We start from the raw sequence: 19745 nt of genomic DNA on the forward strand, positions 1-19745 counted from the left end.
CAAGACGGAGGCTGAGCGATGAGGCAGGATCCGGGGCGGAATGTCGCGCAACTGGTGAAGCAGGCGCTCGACGGGGAGCTGCGGGCGGTGGCCCGGATGATCTCCCTGGTCGAGAACGCGTCTCCGCTCCTGCGTGAGATTATGGCCGGCCTCGCGCCGTACACGGGAAACGCGCACGTCGTCGGTATCACGGGCGCGCCCGGCGTGGGGAAGTCGACCTCCACGTCGGCACTGGTGAGCGTGTTACGCAGGCAAGGCAAGCAGGTGGGGGTACTCGCCGTTGACCCGTCATCACCGTTTTCCGGCGGTGCGCTGCTAGGTGATCGCGTACGCATGCAGGACCATGCCCACGACAGGGGCGTCTACATCCGGTCGATGGCGTCGCGAGGGCAGCTCGGAGGGCTGGCCCGGGTAACCCCGCATGCGTTACGGATCCTTGACGCCGCGGGCTGCGACGTCATCATTATCGAGACCGTCGGCGTCGGGCAGAGTGAGGTTCAGATCGCTGGAATGGCCGACACGACGGTGGTGCTGTTAGCCCCCGGCATGGGAGACGGGATCCAGGCAGCGAAAGCCGGGATCTTGGAGATCGGCGATGTGTACGTCGTGAACAAGGCTGACCGGGGCGGCGCCGACCAGGTGCGCCGCGACGTACGCGCCGCAACCCAGGTGATGGACCGCAGGCCAGATCAGTGGCGGCGTCCAGTGCTCAGACTGGTCGCGCAAACTGGCGACGGAATCCAAGAGGTCGCTGACGTGCTGACCGAACATCTGGAGTGGATGACATCCAACGGACAGCTGCGGCAGCGACGTCTGGCCCGCGCGAAAGTAGAGATCGAAACGATCGCCGTGACGTCGCTGCGGGAAGACTGGGAAGGGATTCGCGGCGATGCCGTGCTCGACGAGTTCGCGGAACAAGTCGTTGCAGGAACGACCGACCCGTACGCGGCAGCAGACATGCTGCTGGCGACATGGCGGAGGGTCATGGTGCAGGGCCGCCTAGGGGAGTTCGGTGCCGGCCATGCGGCCGACAATCTCAGCGGCGGGCAGCTTTGAGTTCCTCGCGACGTTCGGTGGTCGCGGACGCCGGTCGGCCCGCATCTTTCACAGTGGCCCGGACAAGATCGTATCGCGCTGCTGAAGCACCCGACCCCGGTATTCGGTACGACGGCGTCGATGCCGATCGTCTGGCGAACGCCGGGCGAGGTGACCGCACACCACCTGACCAGGATCGGCCGGGCACGCGCCACCATCCGCCGCCGTGTGTGGGACCTGCTCGCCCGGCGCCCTGACGGATTCCCCTGGGTGAGCACCGCCGGCCGCGCCGTGAACGGGTGGATCGTGCTGGACGCCGACGCCTCGATCGTGACCAGCGCGTCGGACAAACAGGGCCAGCGGGGAAGCCTCCCACCGCTACCAGGCAGGACACTTCGTCCGCTGGAGCATCGGCCAGCGACTCACCACGCTGTCCTTTCCCGCCACCCGCTGGCACGGCCCCACCCAAGTACTGGACGAGGAAAGTCGCTGGGAGGCAGCCCGCCGCCTGCTCCACGACGACACCATCGGCAACCGGGACCGCCTCGCGGGTCTTCTCGTCCTGCTCTATGCCCAACCAGTCGCCCGGATCAGCCGACTGACCACCGACCAGATCACCATCGACGGCACAACGGTCCGCATCCGCCTGGGATCAGCGCCTATCACCCTGCCCGAACCCGTCGCCGACCTCACCCGCCGGCTCCTGGACGGCAAACGTGGACACGCCACCACCGGCACCGGGAACCCCTCACCCCGGCTGTTCCCCGGAGGCCGGCCCGGCCGCCCGATCAGCTCCACCCACCTCGGACAACGCCTCAAAAACCTCGACATCCAACCCGGCCAAGCACGCTCCGCCGCACTCTTCCAACTCGCCACCGAACTCCCCGCAGCCCTGCTCGCCCGCATGCTCGGCATCCACATCGACGTCGCCGTCGCCTGGCAACGCGCCAGCAGCGGCGGCTGGATGACCTACGCCGCCGACGTCAGCCGCCGATCCACGAAGGACACCGCACAGTGACCCCAGCACACCAGCAGGCCGTCATCCTCATCACCGGGATCCAGGCGGCCGGGAAGTCGACCATCGCGCAGTTGCTGGCTGAACGGCTGCCTCGCTCGGTGCACGTCCGAGGTGACCTGTTCCGGCGCATGGTGATCAACGGGCGGGCGGACATGACTCCCGACTCTTCCGAGGAGGCGGTGCGGCAGCTGCGTCTGCGCCACCGATTGACAGCGGCGACCTGCAATGAGTACTTCCGGGAGGGGTTCACGGTGGTCGCCCAAGACGTCATCCTCGGCGAACACCTCACTGAGATGATCGAACTCATCCAGCAGCGGCCGCTGCTCGTCATGGTGCTCGCCCCCCGGCCCGAGGCCATCGCCGCCCGGGAAGCAACCCGCGGCAAGAATGCCTACAACCAGTGGACCATCGACATGCTCGACGATGGCCTGCGGAGCCAGACCCCCCACCTCGGGCTCTGGCTCGACACCTCCGACCAGACTCCAGACGACACCGTCGACGAGATCCTCACCCGAGCATGGGCCGAGGCCAAGGTCCAGTGATCAAACACCCATTCGGACAGTTCTGATATCCGACGGTGCCGTTACACCTGATGCCCTCCAGCGAGGAGCGCATGAGACAGGTCATCGAAAACATATGGGCGCCCCCTGGCAACGCGACGTCGAAGTCCTAGAAGGAAGGCTTTTCGATGACGGGAGCCGGCCAGAACTGGAAGAGGAACTCCTCCCTCGGATCCGCCTCGTCATCGGTGCGAGTGTGGGCCCGCACATGCCGGTCCCGGCCCGGCTCCCCAAGGATCAGGAACCCGTCCTGCACATCCGTGTAGAGCTCCGCCGCGCAGATCTCCCCGGTCTCCGACCGGAACACGCCTGAGGCGACGTCCGCCCAAGGCTCGCGCTGCTCCTCGGGTACGTCGGCCCACGCCTCAAGCCGGATGCTCACGCGGTCGTCGTCCGCGGAGACGCGGCAGCAGTTCGTGATCGCTCCGAACCAGCCGCCACCCGGGAAGTCGCCGGGATCGTAGGCGAATGTCACATCGACCACGAAGAACGTGCGGTCGTAGGCGTTCAGCTCGCAGTCGCTGCGAGAGATCAGGGGCACCGCGATCCTCCTCGGGCGAGGTTCTCCGGGCACGCGCCCGCCCCTACCTTCTATCGCGTGCCAGCTGAAGATCATCAAGCGTGAAGTGCCCTGGATGTGCCCTGAAGGCCCCACATGACGAGATCACCGCAGGTCAGGGGCCCAGCAGCTCAGAACATCGAGATGTGGACGTGGTCGATGTGGTTGGCGGTGTTGCCGCCTCGGTTGGACATCATCTTCCAGCCGGCGCCGGTGCGGACGTCGTAGTACTTCTGCTGCCAGATGATGTACATGACCCCGTACTTGTTGCCGTTGTCGATGGCCCACTGGGCGAGGCGGTTGCCGCGCTCCAGAGCATCCGGAGTGGGCACGCGGCCGCCGGTGCTCAGCATGAAGTCGCAGGCCCGGCCGGTGCCGTGGTCGCCCGGGTCGCCGGGGCGCAGGCAGCCGTAGCCGTAGGGCATGGGGAAGCTCTGCAGCACGGTGTTGCGCATGGTGACCGTGCGGGGGGTCAGTCCGCCGTTGCCAGAGGGGGTCTGGAAACCGTACTTGGCCAGCAGCCCCTCGATCCTGACCCGCTGCCTCTTGAGGTCGGCGATGTCCTTCTTGAGCTTGAGGATCTTCGCGTCGGCGGCCTTCTCCGCGGCCTTGGCCTTCTTGATGAGCTCCCTGACCCGGTTGAGCTGGGTGGCGCGGCGGCCGGCCAGGTAGGACATGGTGGCGGCCTGGCTGAGGGCCAGGGTGGGGTCGCCCTGGAAGCTCAGCAGGCTGCCGTCGTCCAGGGCACCGCCCATGTAGGCGGTCTGGGCGAAGCGCACGACGTCGGCCTCGGCGGCCACCAGGGCACGCTTGAGGCTCCTGGCGTTGACGGTGGCCTTGCTGGCCTGGACCCGGGTCTCCTCCAGGCTCTGCACCTGGCCGCGGTAGTTCTTGTTGATCTCGGCCGCTTCCTTGGTCAGCCTCTTGAGCTCGACCTCCGGACTGGGCTTGGCCGCTCGGAGGGGTGCCGCCCCCGCGACGGCCGGCGACAGGAGCAGCGCGGCGAGCACGGCGACCAGCACCGCCGAGCGAGTCGGCCTCACGCTTCGCTCACCTCCGGCGCCCCCTCATGGACGGAGCGAAACTATAGAAGACGATCTTGGCGCTCGCCACCGGAACGGAGGAACTCGCGCACCATTGACGAACCATCTGCCCATTTAGGGTGATTTGAGTAAACATTTCCTGACGTGTCACTGGTTTAACCCTGATGAATCTTCGCACAGGGCGCCCCGGCCCGCTCATCGGGCGGAGACTTCCGCCACCCTTGCCATCGGCGACAGAACATGATTCGGTCTCAAGCGGCGGTGGGGCTTGTGGCGCCCTTCCCCGCGGATGACACTGTCGGATAACACTGTCGGATAACACTGTCCAAGCAAGCATTCGCTCAAATTATGACTCTGGCCCGCCCACCAGGAGGCAACACATCATGCGCCGGCACGACACGCTCTTCATCGGGGGCGACTGGGTGGCCCCCGCAGGGACCGGCACCATCGACGTCATATCCCCACACACCGAGGAGGTCGTCGGCCGGGTCCCCGACGGCACCGCCGCCGACATGGACCGGGCGGTGGCCGCCGCCCGCCAGGCGTTCGACCACGGCCCGTGGCCCCGGATGACGATGCCCGAGCGCGCCGCCGTCCTGTCCAGGCTCGCCGAGATCTACGCGGCCCGCCAAGGCGAGATGGCCGAGATCATCACGCTGGAGATGGGCTCCCCGATCACCTTCTCCCAAATGGCCCAGGCCCCGCAGCCGCTCGGCATGCTCCAGTACTACGCCGAGCTCGGCAAGACCTTCCCCGTCGAGGAGGAGCGCGCGGGCACGTTCGGCCCGGTGACCGTGCGCCGCGAGCCGGTCGGCGTGGTGGCCGCCGTGGTCCCGTGGAACGTCCCGCAGTTCGTCATCATGATCAAGCTGGCCCCCGCCCTCCTCGCGGGCTGCACGATCGTGGTCAAGCCCGCGCCCGAGACACCGCTCGACGCCTACCTGCTGGCCGAGATGGTCAGGGAGGCGGGCGTCCCCGACGGCGTCGTCAACATCGTCGCCGCCGGGCGCGAGGCGGGCGAGCACCTGGTCTCCCACCCCGGCGTGGACAAGGTCGCCTTCACCGGCTCCACCGCCGCCGGGCGCCGCATCGCGGCGATCTGCGGCGAGCAGCTCAAGCGCTGCACGCTTGAGCTGGGCGGCAAGTCCGCGGCGATCATTCTGGACGACTGCGACCTGCCCTCCGCGATGGGCTTCCTGTCGATCGCCTCGCTGATGAACAACGGCCAGGCCTGCGTCGCCCAGACCCGCATCCTGGCCTCGCGCAACCGCTACGACGAGGTGGTGGAAGCGGTCTCGGCGATGGTACGGGGCATGCCGGTCGGCGACCCGTCCGACCCGGCGACCGGTATCGGCCCGATGGTCGCCAAGCGGCAGCAGGAGCGGGTCGAGGGCTACATCAAGATCGGCATCGACGAGGGGGCCAAGGCCGTCGTCGGCGGCCTGGAGCGCCCCCACGACCGCGGCTGGTACGTGGCGCCGACCGTCTTCGCCGGAGCCACCAACGAGATGCGCATCGCCCGCGAGGAGATCTTCGGCCCGGTCCTGGCGGTGATCCCGTACGAGGACGAGGCCGACGCGGTCCGGATCGCCAACGACAGCGACTACGGCCTGGCCGGGACGGTGTGGACCGCCGACACCGAGCACGGCATGGACATCGCCCGTCAGGTGCGCACCGGCACCTACGGCGTCAACCTCTTCATGATCGAGACCAGCTCGCCCTTCGGCGGGTTCAAGGGCAGCGGCCTCGGCCGCGAGCTGGGCCCCGAGGGACTGTCGTCCTTCCTGGAGTACAAGTCGATCGCCCGCCTGGGCTGATCCGCTCCTTTGAGTCCGGGCTGATCCTTGGTCCGGGCTGATCCGCTCCTTTGAGTGGGTGCCGGTACGGCTCGTGTCGAGCCGTACCGGCACCCTCGTCGGACACACCGCCCAGCGCGCCCCCGCGACACTGGGCAACCGCCCGACCACTGAAGTATGTCCCGCGGAGCATCGTCGAGCGATGCTCCGTGTCCCCTGGACTTCTTCCGGCGGATTTCATGTGTCCACCATGGGTAGACGTGATTCATCCCCGGTTGGTTCGCGAAACGACCAGCAGAGTTTGCCTGGCGATCTCGAATTCCTCGTCGGTGGGGATCACCGCGACCTTCACGCCACCGCCGTCAGGGGAGATGATCGTGCCGCCCCGCACGTTGCGCGCCGGGTCGACGGTGATGCCGAGCGCCCCGAGACCGGCCAGCGACCGCTCCCTGACCAGCGCGGAGTTCTCCCCCACCCCTCCGGTGAAGGCGATGACGTCGACGGTGCCGAGGACCGCGTAGTAGGCGCCGACGTACTTGCGGAGCCGGTGGCAGTAGACCGACATGGCCAGCTCGGCGTCCGGGTCGCCCTCGCTCACCCGCTCCGCCACCGCGCGCATGTCGTTGTCACCGCACAGGCCGAGCATCCCGCTGCGGCGGTTGAGCAGCACGTCGATCTCGTCGAGGGACATGCCTCCGGCACGCGCCAGGTAGAGGACGACCGCCGGGTCCAGGTCGCCGCTGCGGGTGCCCATGACGAGGCCCTCCAGCGGGGTCATGCCCATGGACGTGTCCACGCACCGCCCCGCGGACACCGCCGAGGCGCTGGCCCCGTTGCCCAGGTGCAGGACGATCACGTTGGCCCCGGGCCGGTCCGCGAGGAGTGCGGCCTGGCGGGAGACGTACGCGTGTGAGGTGCCGTGGAAGCCGTAGCGCCGCACGCTCAGCCGCTCGGCCACCGCCCTGTCGATCGCGTACGTCGAGGCGGCCGGGGGGATCGTCGCGTGGAAGGCGGTGTCGAAGACGGCCACCTGCGGCAGGTCGGGGCGAAGCCGCCGCGCCACCTCGATGCCCGTCAGGTTGGCGGGGTTGTGCAGGGGGGCGAGCGGGATGAGCTCCTCGATCTTCCTGACCACCTCGTCGGTGATCAGTGTGGGCTCGGCGAAGGTCGTGCCGCCGTGCACCACCCGGTGCCCGATCGCGACGAGCTCGGGAGAGTCGAGCCCCAGCCCTTCGGCGGCGAGCAGGTCGGCGACCACCTTCAGGGCCGCCCGGTGGTCGGGCACCGGGGAGCCGAGCTCGCCGATCCGCTCCACCACTCCCGAGGCCAGGTGCTCGGCACCGCTCAGCAGCCGGTACTTCACCGAGGACGACCCGGAGTTGAGGACCAGTACCCGGCTCACAGCGTGACCTCCTGCGCCTGGATGGCGGTGATCGCGACGGTGCTCACGATGTCGGTGACCAGGGCGCCGCGCGACAGGTCGTTGACCGGCCTGCGCAGCCCCTGCAGGACCGGTCCGATCGCGACGGCCCCGGCCGAGCGCTGCACCGCCTTGTAGGTGTTGTTGCCGGTGTTCAGGTCCGGGAAGATCAGCACGGTCGCCCGGCCGGCGACCCGCGACCCCGGCAGCTTGGCCGCGGCGACGCGGGCGTCCACCGCCGCGTCGTACTGGATGGGCCCCTCGACCAGCAGGTCCGGCGCGCGCTCGGCGACCAGGGCGGTGGCGGCGCGGACCTTGTCGACGTCGGCGCCGCTGCCCGACTCGCCGGTGGAGTAGGACAGCATCGCGATCCTCGGCTCGATGCCGAACCGTTCCGCCGTACGGGCCGAGGAGATCGCTATGTCGGCGAGTTGCTCGGCGTCCGGGTCGGGGTTGATCGCGCAGTCGCCGTAGACGAGCACCCGGTCGGCCAGGCACATGAAGAACACCGAGGAGACGATGGAGGTGCCGGGGACCGTCCTGATGATCTGGAAGGCGGGCAGGATGGTGGCGGCCGTGGTGTGCGCGGCCCCGGAGACCATGCCGTGCACGAGGCCCCGGTGCAGCATCATCGTGCCGAAGAAGTTGGCGTCGGCGACCACGTCCACGGCTCGCTCGGGGGTGACGCCCTTGTGCGCCCGCAACTCGGCGTACTCCCGGGCGAACGACTCCCGCAGCGGCGAGGTCAGCGGGTCGGCGACGGTCACACCCGACAGGTCGAGGCCGAGGTCGGCGACCCGCCGCCGCACCACGTCCTCCCTGCCCAGCAGGGTGATGTCGACGATGCCGCGCCGCAGCAGGATGTCCGCCGCCCGCAGGATGCGGTCCTCCTCGCCTTCGGGCAGCACGATGTGCCGCCGGTCGGTCCGCGCCCGCTCCAGCAGCGTGTGCTCGAACATCATCGGGGTGACCCGCTCCGAGCGGGTCAGCTCGATCCGGTCGGCCAGGGCGTCGGCGTCCACATGGGCCTCGAAGTGGCCCAGGGCTGTCTCGATCTTGCGGGGGTTGTCCGCGGTGAGCCGCCCCTCCAGGCCCGCCAGGGTGGTCGCCACCTCGAAACTGCCCCCGTCGGCCGCGAGCACCGGCATGCCGGGCGCCAGACGGGCTGTGAGCGCCCGTACGGGCGTCGTGGGCCGCTCCCCCACGGTGAGCACGACCCCGGCCGGTCGCACCGTACCGGCCGCCTCGGCGGCCAGCGAGACCAGCAGCAGGTCCACGCGGTCGCCCGGTGCGATCACCAGCGCGCCGTCGAGCAGATGTTCCAGGAACACCGGGAGCGTCGCCCCGCCGAACACGAACCCGAACACGTCGCGGAGCAGGCCGTCCTCGTCGCCCTGGATCAGCTCCGCGTCCACCGCCCGCATGACCTGCCCGACGGTCGGCGCCGACAGCGAGGGATGCTCGGGGATGGCGTAGCAGAGGACCGGGAGCTCACAGTCGACGACCGTGCCCTCGGGCACCCGATTGGCGATCACCGCGAGCACGGTGCACCCCAGGTCGGAGAAGACCTGGTAGCCGGTGCGCATCTCGGCCGCGATCTCCTCGGCGGCGTCGCCGTGCGCGCCCACCACCACGATCACCGGAGCGCCGAACTCGGCGGCCAGACGGGCGTTGAAACCCAGCTCGCGCGGCAGGTCGTCGGTGTCGAAATAGCTGCCGAGCACCAGCAGCGCGTCACACTCCCGCTCCAGCGTGTGGAAGCGGGCGACCATCCGGCCGACGAGCTCCTCGACGCCCCGCTCCGCGTAGATCTCCGCTGCCTCCTCGGCGCTCACCCCCGTCACCGCGGCTGCGGGCTGGTATCTGCTTTTGAGCAGTTCCAGGATGCGGTCCTCGCCGCCCCCGGTGATCGGCCGGAACACCCCCGTACGGCCGGCCCTCCGGGTGAGCAGTTCCATCAGGCCGAGTTCGACGATCTGCCTGCCGTCTCCCCGCCCGAGACCCGCCACGTAGATGCTCCGCATACGCCCCGTCCCCCACCGTTGTCGATCATTCGTCGTCAAGAGGAGTAAACACCTTCCGGCGGGCGGGAACGGGCGACGGCCCACCCGCCGATGCGGCGGATCAGCTCCGGCGTGGCCGCCGACTCCGCGTGACCGTACCCGGGCTCGATCCACAGCTCCTTCGGCTCGTCCGCGCACCCGTGGATCTGGTGCGCGTGCTCCAGGGGGAAGAACGGGTCCGCGTCCCCGTGCACGACGAGCAGCGGCACCGGTGAGATCTTCGCGGCCGCCTCGTACGGCGCCAGCGGCAGCGGGTCCCACACGCCCTTCATGATCCGGGTGTTCTTGCCCAGCCGGGTGGCCAGCCGCCCGACCGGCCTCTCGATCGCCCAGTGCACCTGGCGCATCGGCCGGGTCCCCCGGTAGTACCACCGCGCCGGCGCGCTCACCGACACCACCGCGTCCGCCCCGCCGAGCACCCCCGCGTGCCGCAGGACCACCGCACCCCCCATGGAGAACCCGACGGTCACGACCCTGCGGTAGCCGATCGTCCGCGCGTGCCGCACCGCCGCGTCCACGTCGAGGATCTCCAGGTCGCCCACCGTCGACAGCCCTCCCGAGCGGCCGTGCCCTCGGAAGTCGAACGCCACCACCCCGCCGAACCCGCTGAGCACGTGGGCGATGCGGCGGGTGACACGTTCCCTCCACGACCCGGTGAAACCGTGGGCCAGCACGATCCCGAGGTCGGCCGCCCCGCGCGACGGGGTGTGCGCGGCATCGATCCGCAGATCATCCCGGGTCCTGAGCATCACGGGGAACGACGGTGCGTAAGGCATGTATCCGAGCTTAGGGAGTGCCCGGTGGCCGGCCACGGCATGGACCCACAGGAAGGTCCCGGCCTTCTCCAGCGCGAGCTCGTCGTGGACGTCCACCCCGGTACCGATTGTGGATCGAAGGGGACCGGCGGGGGTTCTGAGGGTGAATTGACACACTTCATCGGTCAGAGGCGTGAGAGCGATTGTCCGGATCAACTAAAATAGGAGAGCCGCAGGTTCCTCGGCCGCCTCCACGATCACAGAGTGAGATTCCATCATGCCTTTGAACAGCCGCGACGACCTGCGGAACATCGCGATCATCGCGCACGTCGACCACGGCAAGACCACTCTCGTGGATGCCATGCTCTGGCAGTCGGGCGCATTCCGCGTCAACCAGGACGTGGACGACCGTGTCATGGACTCCAACGACCTCGAGCGCGAGAAGGGCATCACCATTCTCGCGAAGAACACCGCGGTCAAGCACGGCGGTATGACGCTCAACATCATCGACACCCCCGGCCACGCCGACTTCGGCGGTGAGGTCGAGCGGGGTCTGTCCATGGTCGACGGCGTCGTGCTGCTGGTCGACGCCTCCGAGGGCCCGCTGCCGCAGACCCGGTTCGTGCTGCGCAAGGCGTTCGCCGCCAAGATGCCGGTCATCCTGTGCATCAACAAGGTCGACCGCCCCGACGCCCGGATCAAGGAGGTCGTGGACGAGGTCTACGAGCTCTTCATCGACCTGGACGCCACCGAGGAGCAGATCGACTTCCCGATCGTCTACGCCTCGGCCAAGGCCGGCCGCGCCTCGCTCAACCGTCCCGAGGACGCCGGCATGCCGGACTCCGAGGACCTGGAGCCGCTGTTCGAGGTGATCAAGAACACCATCCCGGCTCCGACGTACGACCCGACGGCCCCGCTGCAGGCGCACGTCACCAATCTCGACGCCTCCTCCTACCTGGGCAGGATCGCGCTCTGCCGTGTCCACCAGGGCACCATCAGGAAGGGCCAGCAGGTCGCCTGGTGCCGCACCGACGGCACCATCCAGCGGGTGAAGGTCACCGAGCTGCTGATGACCGACGCGCTGGAGCGCAAGCCCGCCGAGGAGGCGGGCCCCGGCGACATCATCGCGATCGCCGGCATCCCGGACATCATGATCGGCGAGACCCTCGCCGACCCCGACGACCCGCGTCCGCTGCCCCTCATCACGGTCGACGAGCCCGCGATCTCCATGACCATCGGCACCAACACCTCGCCGCTGGTCGGCAGGGTCAAGGGTTCCAAGGTCACCGCCCGCATGGTCAAGGACCGGCTCGACAAGGAGCTCGTCGGCAACGTGTCGCTGCGCGTTCTGCCGACCGAGCGCCCCGACGCCTGGGAGGTGCAGGGCCGCGGTGAGCTGGCGCTGGCCATCCTGGTCGAGCAGATGCGCCGCGAGGGCTACGAGCTGACCGTCGGCAAGCCGCAGGTCGTCACCAAGCTCGTCGACGGCAAGGTCCACGAGCCGGTCGAGCGGGTGACCATCGACTGCCCGGAGGACTACCTCGGGGCGATCACCCAGCTGCTGGCCGTCCGCAAGGGCCGCATGGAGCACATGACCAACCACGGCACCGGCTGGATCCGGATGGAGTTCGTGGTCCCGGCCCGCGGTCTGATCGGCTTCCGCACCGAGTTCCTGACCGAGACCCGTGGCACCGGCATCGTGAACCACGTGTTCGAGAACTACGAGCCGTGGTTCGGCGAGCTGCGCACCCGCAACAACGGCTCGCTGGTGGCCGACCGGCCTGGCCCGGTGACCCCGTTCGCCATGCTGAACCTGCAGGAGCGCGGCGTGCTGTTCGTCCAGCCGACCACCGAGGTCTACGAGGGCATGATCGTCGGTGAGAACTCGCGCTCCGACGACATGGATGTGAACATCACCAAGGAGAAGAAGCTCACCAACATGCGCTCCTCGACGAGCGACACGACGGAGACGCTGATCCCGCCGCGCCAGCTCTCGCTGGAGCAGGCGCTGGAGTTCATCCGTGAGGACGAGTGTGTGGAGATCACGCCGGAGAACGTGCGCATCCGCAAGGTCGTCCTCGACGCCTCGACCCGCGCCAGGACCACCGCCCGCGCCAAGCGGACCAACTGATCGCCACCGACCTGCCCGGCCCGCGTCACCACGCGGGCCGGGCAGGTCGGACGCCCGCCGGGTAAACACGACGAGCCGGCGATCACCCCGAGTGCCCACAGGGGCGGCGTGGTGACGCGGGTGCCCGTCCCCGTTGGGGTATGAACCTGTGCTGGGGCCGCTCCCCCCACCTGAGGGGGAGCCCGGGAACCGTACGGGGGATCTCTCATGTTTCACAGGACCTGTCTCGCCCTGGCCGTCGCGCTCGGCACGCTGGCGGCCGGCACCGGCGCGACCGCCCAGGCGACGTCACACGTGCCACGATGGCCCTGGCCGTCGGCCGAGGCCGTCATCAAGAACACGGCCGGGAAGAACGTCGGCTTTCTGCGCATCGACCACAAGCCGTACAACAAGTCCAGGCTCACGGTCTCCGTCAGCGGCCTGAACGCCGGCTATCACGGCTTCCACATCCACACCAGGGGTGTCTGCGACCCCAAGGCGATCGACCCGGTCACCCGCAGCCCCTTCTCCAGCGCGGGCGCGCACTTCACCATCCACTCGGCCACGCACGGCGATCACTCCGGCGACCTGCCCAACCTCCTCGTCGCCGCGGACGGCACCGGTGAGGCCACGGTCGTGACCGACCGCTTCCGGGTGGGACAGCTCTTCGACTCCGACGGCAGCTCCATCGTCGTCCACATGCTGCCCGACAACCATGCCAACATCCCCGACCGCTACGGCCACCCCGCCGATCCCGGCGACCCGGCCGGCACAGGCGGCCCGGACGCGGAAACCCTCAAGGCGGGAGACTCCGGCGGACGCGTCGCCTGCGGCGTGATCATCAGGCATTAGGGGTTCCATCCCCTGGATCCTCCGCCCACCGCGGTCAGGCGGCGCCGCGCCGTCGCCGATCACCGCCACACGCCGCCGCTCCTCTCGCGCCTTGCGGGGCAGCGCCTGACCGATCCTCACCATGCCTCACTACGTCTCACCACGCCTCACCACGGCGGGATCGGCAGGATCGGCAGGATCGGCCCCAGTGACTTCCAACCCCCCTCCAAGAGCGGCCGGGCAGGATTTCCGCATAGAAAGGGGGATCATCACCATGCAGGTCGTGACCGGCCGGATGCGTCTGGCCCTGCTGTTCGCGTGGGTGGCCTTCACCGCGCTCGTACTACTGCTCACCTGAGAGCACGACCGGTACGGCCTCCGCTCGGGGGAACGGAGCCGTACCGGATCTGGTCAGGGGCTCTCGTACAGCAGCTCGACGGTGATCGTCAGGCCGCCCTCCTCCCGGGTGGGGCCGTCACCGGAGGTCCTCCCGGGCGGGGCCGTCACCGGAGGTCCTCCCGGGCGGGGCCGTCACCGGAGGTCAGAAGCCGCTGTCTCTGGGGTACTTCCTGCCCGACAGCAGGCGCCTCCCGTACAGCTCCGAGAGCGTCACCAACCTGTAGCCCCTGGCGGCGAAATGGTGCAGCAGCCGCGGGACGGCCTGAACGGTGGAGAGATGGATGTCGTGCATCAACACGATGGAGCCCGGTGTCGCCTCGGCCGCGCGGCGGGCGACGAGCGAGGAGTCCCTGTCACGCCAGTCGAGCGTGTCGACGTCCCACATGATCTGGGCCAGCCCCAGGTGGCGGCTCTCCGCGGCGACCCGGGCATCGGTCGCCCCGTACGGGGGGCGTATGAGGTCCATCGTCACCCCCGTCGCGCGCTTGACGATCCACTGGGTACGGTTCAGCTGCTCTCTGATACCGACCTCCGACAGGCCGGGTAGCTCCGGGTGGTTCCAGCTGTGGTTGCCCAGCTCGTGCCCCTCGGCCACCATCCTGCGGAGGATGCTCTCCCCCTTCCCCGGCACCATCTGCCCGACGACGAAGAAGGTCGCCCTGTTCCGGTGCCTGGCGAGCATGTCGAGCAGGCTCTCGGTGTAGGCACCCGGACCGTCGTCGAAGGTCAGCGCCACGCACTTGACCCGCTCGCAGTCGATCCTGCGCGCCGGGCGCGGGGCGGGGAGGTTTCCCGCCGGCCGGCCCGGCCGGACCTCGGCCTTCCTCGCGCCGGCCCTCCCGGAACCGGCCGGTGAGGGCACGCCGCCGGCGGGGGTACCGGCAGGCGCGGGCACGATGGGCACGATGGGGGCGGTCGGCTCGATCGGGGCGGTCGGCTCGATCGGGGCGGTCGGCTCGATCGGGGTGGGTCTCCCGGTGGGCGCGATGGTCCCGGTGGGCGCCGCCGGCTCGGGCGAGCCCGTCGTGGTGCTCGGGGAAGCGCATCCCGCGACCACGAGCAGCAGGGTCGCCACCGCCATCCATACCCGCATGCTTCCCCCAGAAAGCGGCGCGGGGACGACAAGCAGCCCCGGCGGCCTCCCCCGCAGGATCATGGCCGGGACTTCTACCAGGATGGGGCGTCAATCGCCAGTTGTCCGTATCGACGCGCCACATTCAGTGAGATGCATAACCTGGGGCGATGTCTCATCTGATGAGGCCAGTTAGCGCCTTAAAAGGGCTCTGTCCAGCGAACGTCTCATATCGGTCAGCGGTCCGGCGTCTCCCGGGGCTCGGTCACGACCATCATGAACCGCAGCGGGACGTCCCCCTCGTTGGCGTACCTGTGCGGGCGGTCGGCACTGAACACGACCGCGTCACCCTCCTCAACGGTGTGGCTCCTGCCGTACACCGAGAGGGTGAGCCGTCCCTCCAGCACGGTCAGCATCTCGCGGGTTCCCGGGGGGTGGGCGTCGCCGTCATGGTGGTCGCCGGGGGCCAGCCGCCAGTCCCACAGCTCCAGGATGGCGGGCGCGTCGGTGCCGACCAGCAGGCGCGCGGTGCTGGATTCGCCGTGCGGGAAGGTGACCACGTCCGATCTGTGGACCACCCGGACCACGGGCGTGTCGGAGACCTCCACCATCCGTGCGACGGTCACCCCGAGCGCGTCGGCGATGCGGGTGAGCGTGGTGATGCTCGGGTTGGTCCTGCCCTGCTCGACCTGGACGAGCATGCCCCGGCTCACCCCGGAGCGCGCGGCGAGCTCGTCGAGGGTCATCTGCCGGTGCGCCCGCTGGGCCCGCACGTTGTTGGCGACTGCGGCAGTGATCGTCTCTGGGTCCACAAGTTCAGTTTAGTGAACTTTGTTGGCACTCCATTGCACTTCATATATTGTCCTAGGAGTACAGTCCATTGAACTGAGGTGACGCGTGACCGCTGTGGTGCTGGCGACGGCCTGCGCGATGGTCTACGGCACCGCGGACTTCCTGGGCGGCATGGCCACTCGCCGGTCGCGGGTGCTCGCCGTGGTGGTCCTCTCCCAGGTCGCAGGGTTGGCCGTGGCCGTCGCGCTGCTACCGGCCCTGCCGGGAACCCCGGCACCCGTGACGCTGGCCTGGGGCGCGGCCTCCGGTCTCTGCGGCGCGGCGGCGGTGGTGCTGTTCTACCGGGCGCTGGCCACCGGCGTGATGTCGGTGGTGGCGCCGATCACCGCGACCGTCTCGGCGGTGCTGCCCGTGCTGTTCGGGCTGGCCGTCGGAGAGCGTCCGGAGCCGATCGCGCTGGCGGGGGTGGTTCTCGCACTGCTGGCGGTGCTACTGGTGAGCCGCGACTCCTCCCGTGGGAAAAGCGTCAGAGGGTACGGCCCGATCCTGGCCTCACTCGCCGCGGGCGCGGGTTTCGGCGGCTTCTTCATCATGCTCGCCCAGGCCCCGGCGGAAGGTGGCGTGTGGCCTCTGGTCGGGGCACGCCTGGCCTCGGTCACCCTCATCGCACTGCTGGCCCTGTCCACCGGCCGCACCCTGCGGCCGGGACCGGGCGCGCTGCGCGTCATCATCGCGGCCGGAACGCTCGACATGGTCGCCAACGTGCTCTTCATGCTCGCCCAGCAGCGAGGGCTGCTGAGCCTCGTCGGCGTCCTGGTCTCGCTCTACCCGGCGAGCACGCTGCTGCTGGCCCGTCAGGTGCTGGGGGAACGGCTCAACACCGTGCAGACCGTGGGCATCGGCTTCACGCTCGCCGCGGTCGCGCTGATCGCATCCGGTTGACCCGTCCGTCCCGGCCTCCCGGCCTCGCGGTGTCCCGGCAAGAAAGCAGGAAGGCGAGGCGGGAAGGCGGGAAACGGCTCAGGCGACCTGGACCTGCTCGGACGAGCGGAGGCCGCCCTCCTCGCGGGCGTAGTCCTCAAGCATGGTACGGAGCTGGCGGCGACCGCGGTGGAGGCGGGACATGACCGTGCCGATGGGGGTGCCCATCCGCTCGGCGATCTCCTTGTAGGCGAAGCCCTCGACGTCGGCCAGGTAGACGGCGACCCGGAAGTCCTCAGGCAGGGCACGTAGGGCGTTCATGACCGCACTGTCGGGCAGCTGCTCCAGTGCCTCGGTCTCGGCGGACTTGAGACCACTGGACATGTGGGACTCGGCGGCGGCGAGCTGCCAGTCCTCGATCTCCTCGGCGGCCGAGAGCTTGGGCGAGCGCTGCTTCTTGCGGTAGTCGTTGATGAAGTTGTTGGTCAGGATGCGGTGCAGCCACGCCTTGAGGTTGGTACCCTCGCGGAACTGGTGGTATGAGGTGAACGCCTTGGTGACGGTCTCCTGGACCAGGTCCTCCGCGTCGGCGGTGTTGCGGGTCAGACGCATCGCGGACGCGTAGAGCTGACCGGTGACCGGCACGACATCGCGTTCGAACCAGTCCTGGCGTTGCTCTTCCGTCATCGTGATCATTGGACCCCCCTCGTGCTTTTCCCCCCGCTGCCGCCCGGCAAGGCTGCGGCGCACCCTTTCTGACGGCGTAGCCGATGCTCGCAGGCACCCCGTAAGGGGGCCGTTAAAAGCCCTGCGCGATCGGGAGGCTGCTCGCCGACTGCGCCAACGGCGGGCACGACACGCCCTACAGCCGAACAAGTATCAATATCGTAACATCGTTCTCCGGATTCGGTCGAAGGTGTGTCTATCATCACATAGCCTCAGGTAGTGACATCTTTCGGGTTAGGAAAGGTGTCAATCGCCACGCCTGACGGACTCGCCACCGGATAGCCTCCGGATCGAGGCCTACGCCCACAGAAGTTCCAAGACCCATCTCCACGCCTTCCCGCTTCCCACGCGTTGGGGACTTAATCTCCACTTGGAAGACGGCCCGGCATACCCCGGCGGTTCACCGCACGCGCTCCCCTTGGCGGACACGGCTCGTACCGTGGTCGCGTCCAAGTATGTGATGTACGGGTACCTGAAATTAATCAGTATTTGAGAAGGCGCCGCCCTGGGGCGCGTTCCTGTCGCGGGCCAACCGCGACCGGCAGAGACCGGACCCGCAACCCGCTGGCCGGCCCCGACATCCTGGGCGTCACCACCGGCGCCAGCGTGACCGTGGTCGCGGTCATCGTAGCGGCGGGAAACACCTGGGGCGGCGTGAGCGGTGTCCTCGCCGAGGCGGGCGTCCCCGCGGCGGCCCTGCTCGGCGGCCTGCTCGGCGCGCTGACCGTCTACCTGCTGGCCTGGCGTAGCGGCATGGACGGCTACCGGCTGGTCCTGGTCGGCACCGCCTCGCTCGGCGCGCTGCGCTTCGGCGACGACACCGTGACCGGCCTGGGAGTGCGGATGAACCTCGCCAGGGGCCTGATGATCCTCGCGGCCGTACTTCTCGCGGCGACGGCGACCGCCTCCGCCGGGCCGATCGCGTTCGTCGCCCTGACCGCCCCGCAGATCGCGCTGCGCCTGGCCGGGGTGGCGCAGCCACCGCTGGTCGTCTCGGCCCTCACCGGCGCGGTCCTGGTCGTCGGCGCGGACCTGGTCGCCAGGGGAAGGCACCCGCACCAGACCTGGTACCGGCAGTGGTCGTCCGACGACGAGTCCGCGGTCGGCGTGGCCCTGGCCATGACCGGCCTGCTCGACCTGGGCGATCGTCCGCTGGACGAGCTGTCAGGCGGGCAGCGACAGCGGGCCTGGATCTCCATGACCTCGGGATCGAACCGGGCCAGGCCCGTCCGGCCTCTCATCGAGGAACGCGTCCACGAAGACCTCGGGATCGAACCGGGCCACACCGATCGGCCTCTCCCCGAGACCGACCGGCTCAACCGGGCGGGACTCACTCCCCGAGGAGCGCGTCCACGAAGACCTCGGGATCGAAAGGGGCGAGGTCGTCGGGACCCTCGCCAAGGCCGACCAGCTTGACCGGGACGCCCAGCTCGCGCTGGACGGAGATGATGATGCCGCCCTTGGCGGTGCCGTCAAGCTTGGTCAGGGCGATGCCGGTGATGTTGACCACCTCGGCGAACACCTGGGCCTGGCGCATGCCGTTCTGACCCGTGGTGGCGTCGAGGACGAGCAGGACCTCGTCGACGGTGGCCTTCTTCTCGATGACGCGCTTGACCTTGCCGAGCTCGTCCATCAGACCGGTCTTGGTGTGCAGCCGCCCGGCGGTGTCGACGATCACCACGTCGGCCTTCTCCCTGATGCCCTCGGCCACGGCGTCGAAGGCCACCGAGGCGGGGTCACCGCCCTCCGGGCCGCGTACGACCGCTGCCCCAACCCGGTCTCCCCAGGTCTGCAGCTGGTCGGCGGCGGCGGCGCGGAAGGTGTCGGCGGCACCCAGCACGACCTTGCCGCCGTCGCCGATGAGGACGCGCGCCAGCTTGCCCGTGGTGGTGGTCTTGCCGGTGCCGTTGACCCCGACCACGAGGACCACCGCGGGACGCTCACCGTGCGGCTTGACGTGCAGCGTACGATCCATGTCGGCACCGATCTGGCCGAGCAGTTGCTCCTTGAGCAGGGCGCGTGCCTCCTCGGGCGTCCGGCTGCCCAGCACCTTCACCCGGGTACGCAGCTCCTCGACCATCGCCTGGGTCGGCGCCACGCCGACGTCCGCGGTGATCAGGGTCTCCTCGATCTCGTCCCAGGCGTCGTCGTCGAGACGGTCACGGGAGAGCAGCTCAAGAAGCCCCTTGCCCAGGGTGCTCTGCGACCGGGCCAGCCGGGCGCGGAGCCGCACCATCCGGCCGGCGGACGGCGGCGGGATCTCGATCTCCGGGATGACGACGGCCTCGGGCTCGACCGGCCTGGCCGGCGGCGGCAGGGTGGTCGTCGCCTCGTCGTCCTCCACGACCGCGCCCCTGCCGGGGGCCCGCGTCTCCTCGGGGGTCGTCGGCGCCTCGGGCGCCTCGACCCGCGGCGGCGCACTGGTGCCCCCCCTCCTGAACAGCAGGAGCATGCCGCCTGCCGCCAGCAGGGCGACGACGACGATGATCGCGATTATGCCGAGATAGCCTTCCACAAGACCACAGTTTTCCAGACGGCCCGGGATGCTCCGACCTCAAGGTGCCCGGACGGGTGCGCGGTCCCTCGTCACCGGTCACCCCCGACCGGGCGGACCACCCTCAAAGACCCGGACGGACTCGTTCATC

The 19745-nt window shown here is 69.3% G+C and carries 17 protein-coding genes; 8 read left to right on the forward strand and 9 right to left on the reverse strand.

What is annotated here, in order from left to right; genetic code table 11:
• Positions 1-18 precede the first annotated feature (18 nt).
• Complete coding sequence (gene meaB, locus OG884_RS08710) at positions 19-1056, forward strand: methylmalonyl Co-A mutase-associated GTPase MeaB (RefSeq protein ID WP_326643911.1); 1038 nt, start codon at positions 19-21, stop codon at positions 1054-1056.
• Positions 1057-2049: 993 nt separating this feature from the next.
• On the forward strand, positions 2050-2595 hold the full coding sequence (locus OG884_RS08715; RefSeq protein ID WP_326643913.1) for an AAA family ATPase: 546 nt from the start codon (positions 2050-2052) through the stop codon (positions 2593-2595).
• 127 nt (positions 2596-2722) lie between these two features.
• Here OG884_RS08715 and OG884_RS08720 read toward each other — a convergent pair whose 3' ends face one another.
• Positions 2723-3154, reverse strand: a complete 432-nt coding sequence (locus OG884_RS08720; protein WP_326643914.1) for a hypothetical protein — start codon at positions 3152-3154, stop codon at positions 2723-2725.
• 149 nt (positions 3155-3303) lie between these two features.
• Positions 3304-4215: a coiled-coil domain-containing protein gene (locus OG884_RS08725; RefSeq protein WP_326643916.1), complete on the reverse strand. Its 912-nt coding sequence runs from the start codon at positions 4213-4215 to the stop codon at positions 3304-3306.
• 383 nt (positions 4216-4598) lie between these two features.
• Between OG884_RS08725 and OG884_RS08730 the strand changes: the two genes are divergently transcribed.
• Positions 4599-6032 carry an aldehyde dehydrogenase gene (locus tag OG884_RS08730; protein ID WP_326643918.1) on the forward strand — a complete coding sequence of 478 codons (1434 nt, stop codon included), beginning with the start codon at positions 4599-4601 and terminating at the stop codon, positions 6030-6032.
• A gap of 244 nt (positions 6033-6276) precedes the next feature.
• On the opposite strand, the gene OG884_RS08735 is transcribed toward OG884_RS08730, so the two are convergent.
• Genes OG884_RS08735 through OG884_RS08745 form a run of 3 tightly spaced genes read right to left on the reverse strand, consistent with a single transcriptional unit; the run spans position 6277 to position 10270 of the window.
• Complete coding sequence (locus OG884_RS08735; RefSeq protein ID WP_326643920.1) at positions 6277-7413, reverse strand: acetate/propionate family kinase; 1137 nt, start codon at positions 7411-7413, stop codon at positions 6277-6279.
• Positions 7410-9455 carry a phosphate acetyltransferase gene (gene pta / locus OG884_RS08740; protein ID WP_326643921.1) on the reverse strand — a complete coding sequence of 682 codons (2046 nt, stop codon included), beginning with the start codon at positions 9453-9455 and terminating at the stop codon, positions 7410-7412. Before pta ends, OG884_RS08735 begins: the two co-directional genes overlap by 4 nt.
• A gap of 35 nt (positions 9456-9490) precedes the next feature.
• The gene (locus tag OG884_RS08745) at positions 9491-10270 is read right to left on the reverse strand and encodes an alpha/beta hydrolase (protein ID WP_442811718.1); all 780 of its coding nucleotides are present in this window, start codon (positions 10268-10270) and stop codon (positions 9491-9493) included.
• 256 nt (positions 10271-10526) lie between these two features.
• Here OG884_RS08745 and typA point away from each other — a divergent pair, with 256 nt between their 5' ends.
• The 3 genes from typA to OG884_RS08760 all read left to right on the forward strand — a co-directional run bounded on the left by typA (position 10527) and on the right by OG884_RS08760 (position 13548).
• Entirely contained in the window at positions 10527-12380 is a 1854-nt protein-coding gene (gene typA / locus OG884_RS08750; protein WP_326643925.1) for a translational GTPase TypA, read from the forward strand.
• Between the two features lie 207 nt (positions 12381-12587).
• Positions 12588-13211, forward strand: coding sequence for a superoxide dismutase family protein (locus OG884_RS08755; RefSeq protein ID WP_326643927.1), 624 nt, complete (start codon positions 12588-12590; stop codon positions 13209-13211).
• Positions 13212-13398: 187 nt separating this feature from the next.
• Positions 13399-13548, forward strand: coding sequence for a hypothetical protein (locus tag OG884_RS08760; RefSeq protein WP_326643930.1), 150 nt, complete (start codon positions 13399-13401; stop codon positions 13546-13548).
• Between the two features lie 183 nt (positions 13549-13731).
• On the opposite strand, the gene OG884_RS08765 is transcribed toward OG884_RS08760, so the two are convergent.
• Positions 13732-14682 (reverse strand): polysaccharide deacetylase family protein, encoded by a 951-nt coding sequence (locus OG884_RS08765; protein ID WP_326643932.1) that lies wholly within the window; start codon positions 14680-14682, stop codon positions 13732-13734.
• A 215-nt stretch (positions 14683-14897) separates the two neighbouring features.
• Complete coding sequence (locus OG884_RS08770) at positions 14898-15473, reverse strand: helix-turn-helix domain-containing protein (RefSeq protein ID WP_326643934.1); 576 nt, start codon at positions 15471-15473, stop codon at positions 14898-14900.
• Positions 15474-15558: 85 nt separating this feature from the next.
• Here OG884_RS08770 and OG884_RS08775 point away from each other — a divergent pair, with 85 nt between their 5' ends.
• Positions 15559-16395, forward strand: coding sequence for a DMT family transporter (locus tag OG884_RS08775; RefSeq protein ID WP_326643937.1), 837 nt, complete (start codon positions 15559-15561; stop codon positions 16393-16395).
• A 78-nt stretch (positions 16396-16473) separates the two neighbouring features.
• Here OG884_RS08775 and OG884_RS08780 read toward each other — a convergent pair whose 3' ends face one another.
• Positions 16474-17070, reverse strand: a complete 597-nt coding sequence (locus OG884_RS08780) for a sigma-70 family RNA polymerase sigma factor (protein WP_326643939.1) — start codon at positions 17068-17070, stop codon at positions 16474-16476.
• Between the two features lie 519 nt (positions 17071-17589).
• Between OG884_RS08780 and OG884_RS08785 the strand changes: the two genes are divergently transcribed.
• Entirely contained in the window at positions 17590-18516 is a 927-nt protein-coding gene (locus OG884_RS08785; RefSeq protein ID WP_326643941.1) for an iron chelate uptake ABC transporter family permease subunit, read from the forward strand.
• Here OG884_RS08785 and ftsY read toward each other — a convergent pair.
• Positions 18431-19615 (reverse strand): signal recognition particle-docking protein FtsY, encoded by a 1185-nt coding sequence (gene ftsY, locus OG884_RS08790; RefSeq protein WP_442811656.1) that lies wholly within the window; start codon positions 19613-19615, stop codon positions 18431-18433. The two genes, OG884_RS08785 and ftsY, sit on opposite strands and share 86 nt — an antisense overlap.
• Positions 19616-19745: the final 130 nt, after the last annotated feature.

Source organism: Streptosporangium sp. NBC_01755, from assembly GCF_035917995.1.
GTDB lineage: Bacteria > Actinomycetota > Actinomycetes > Streptosporangiales > Streptosporangiaceae > Streptosporangium.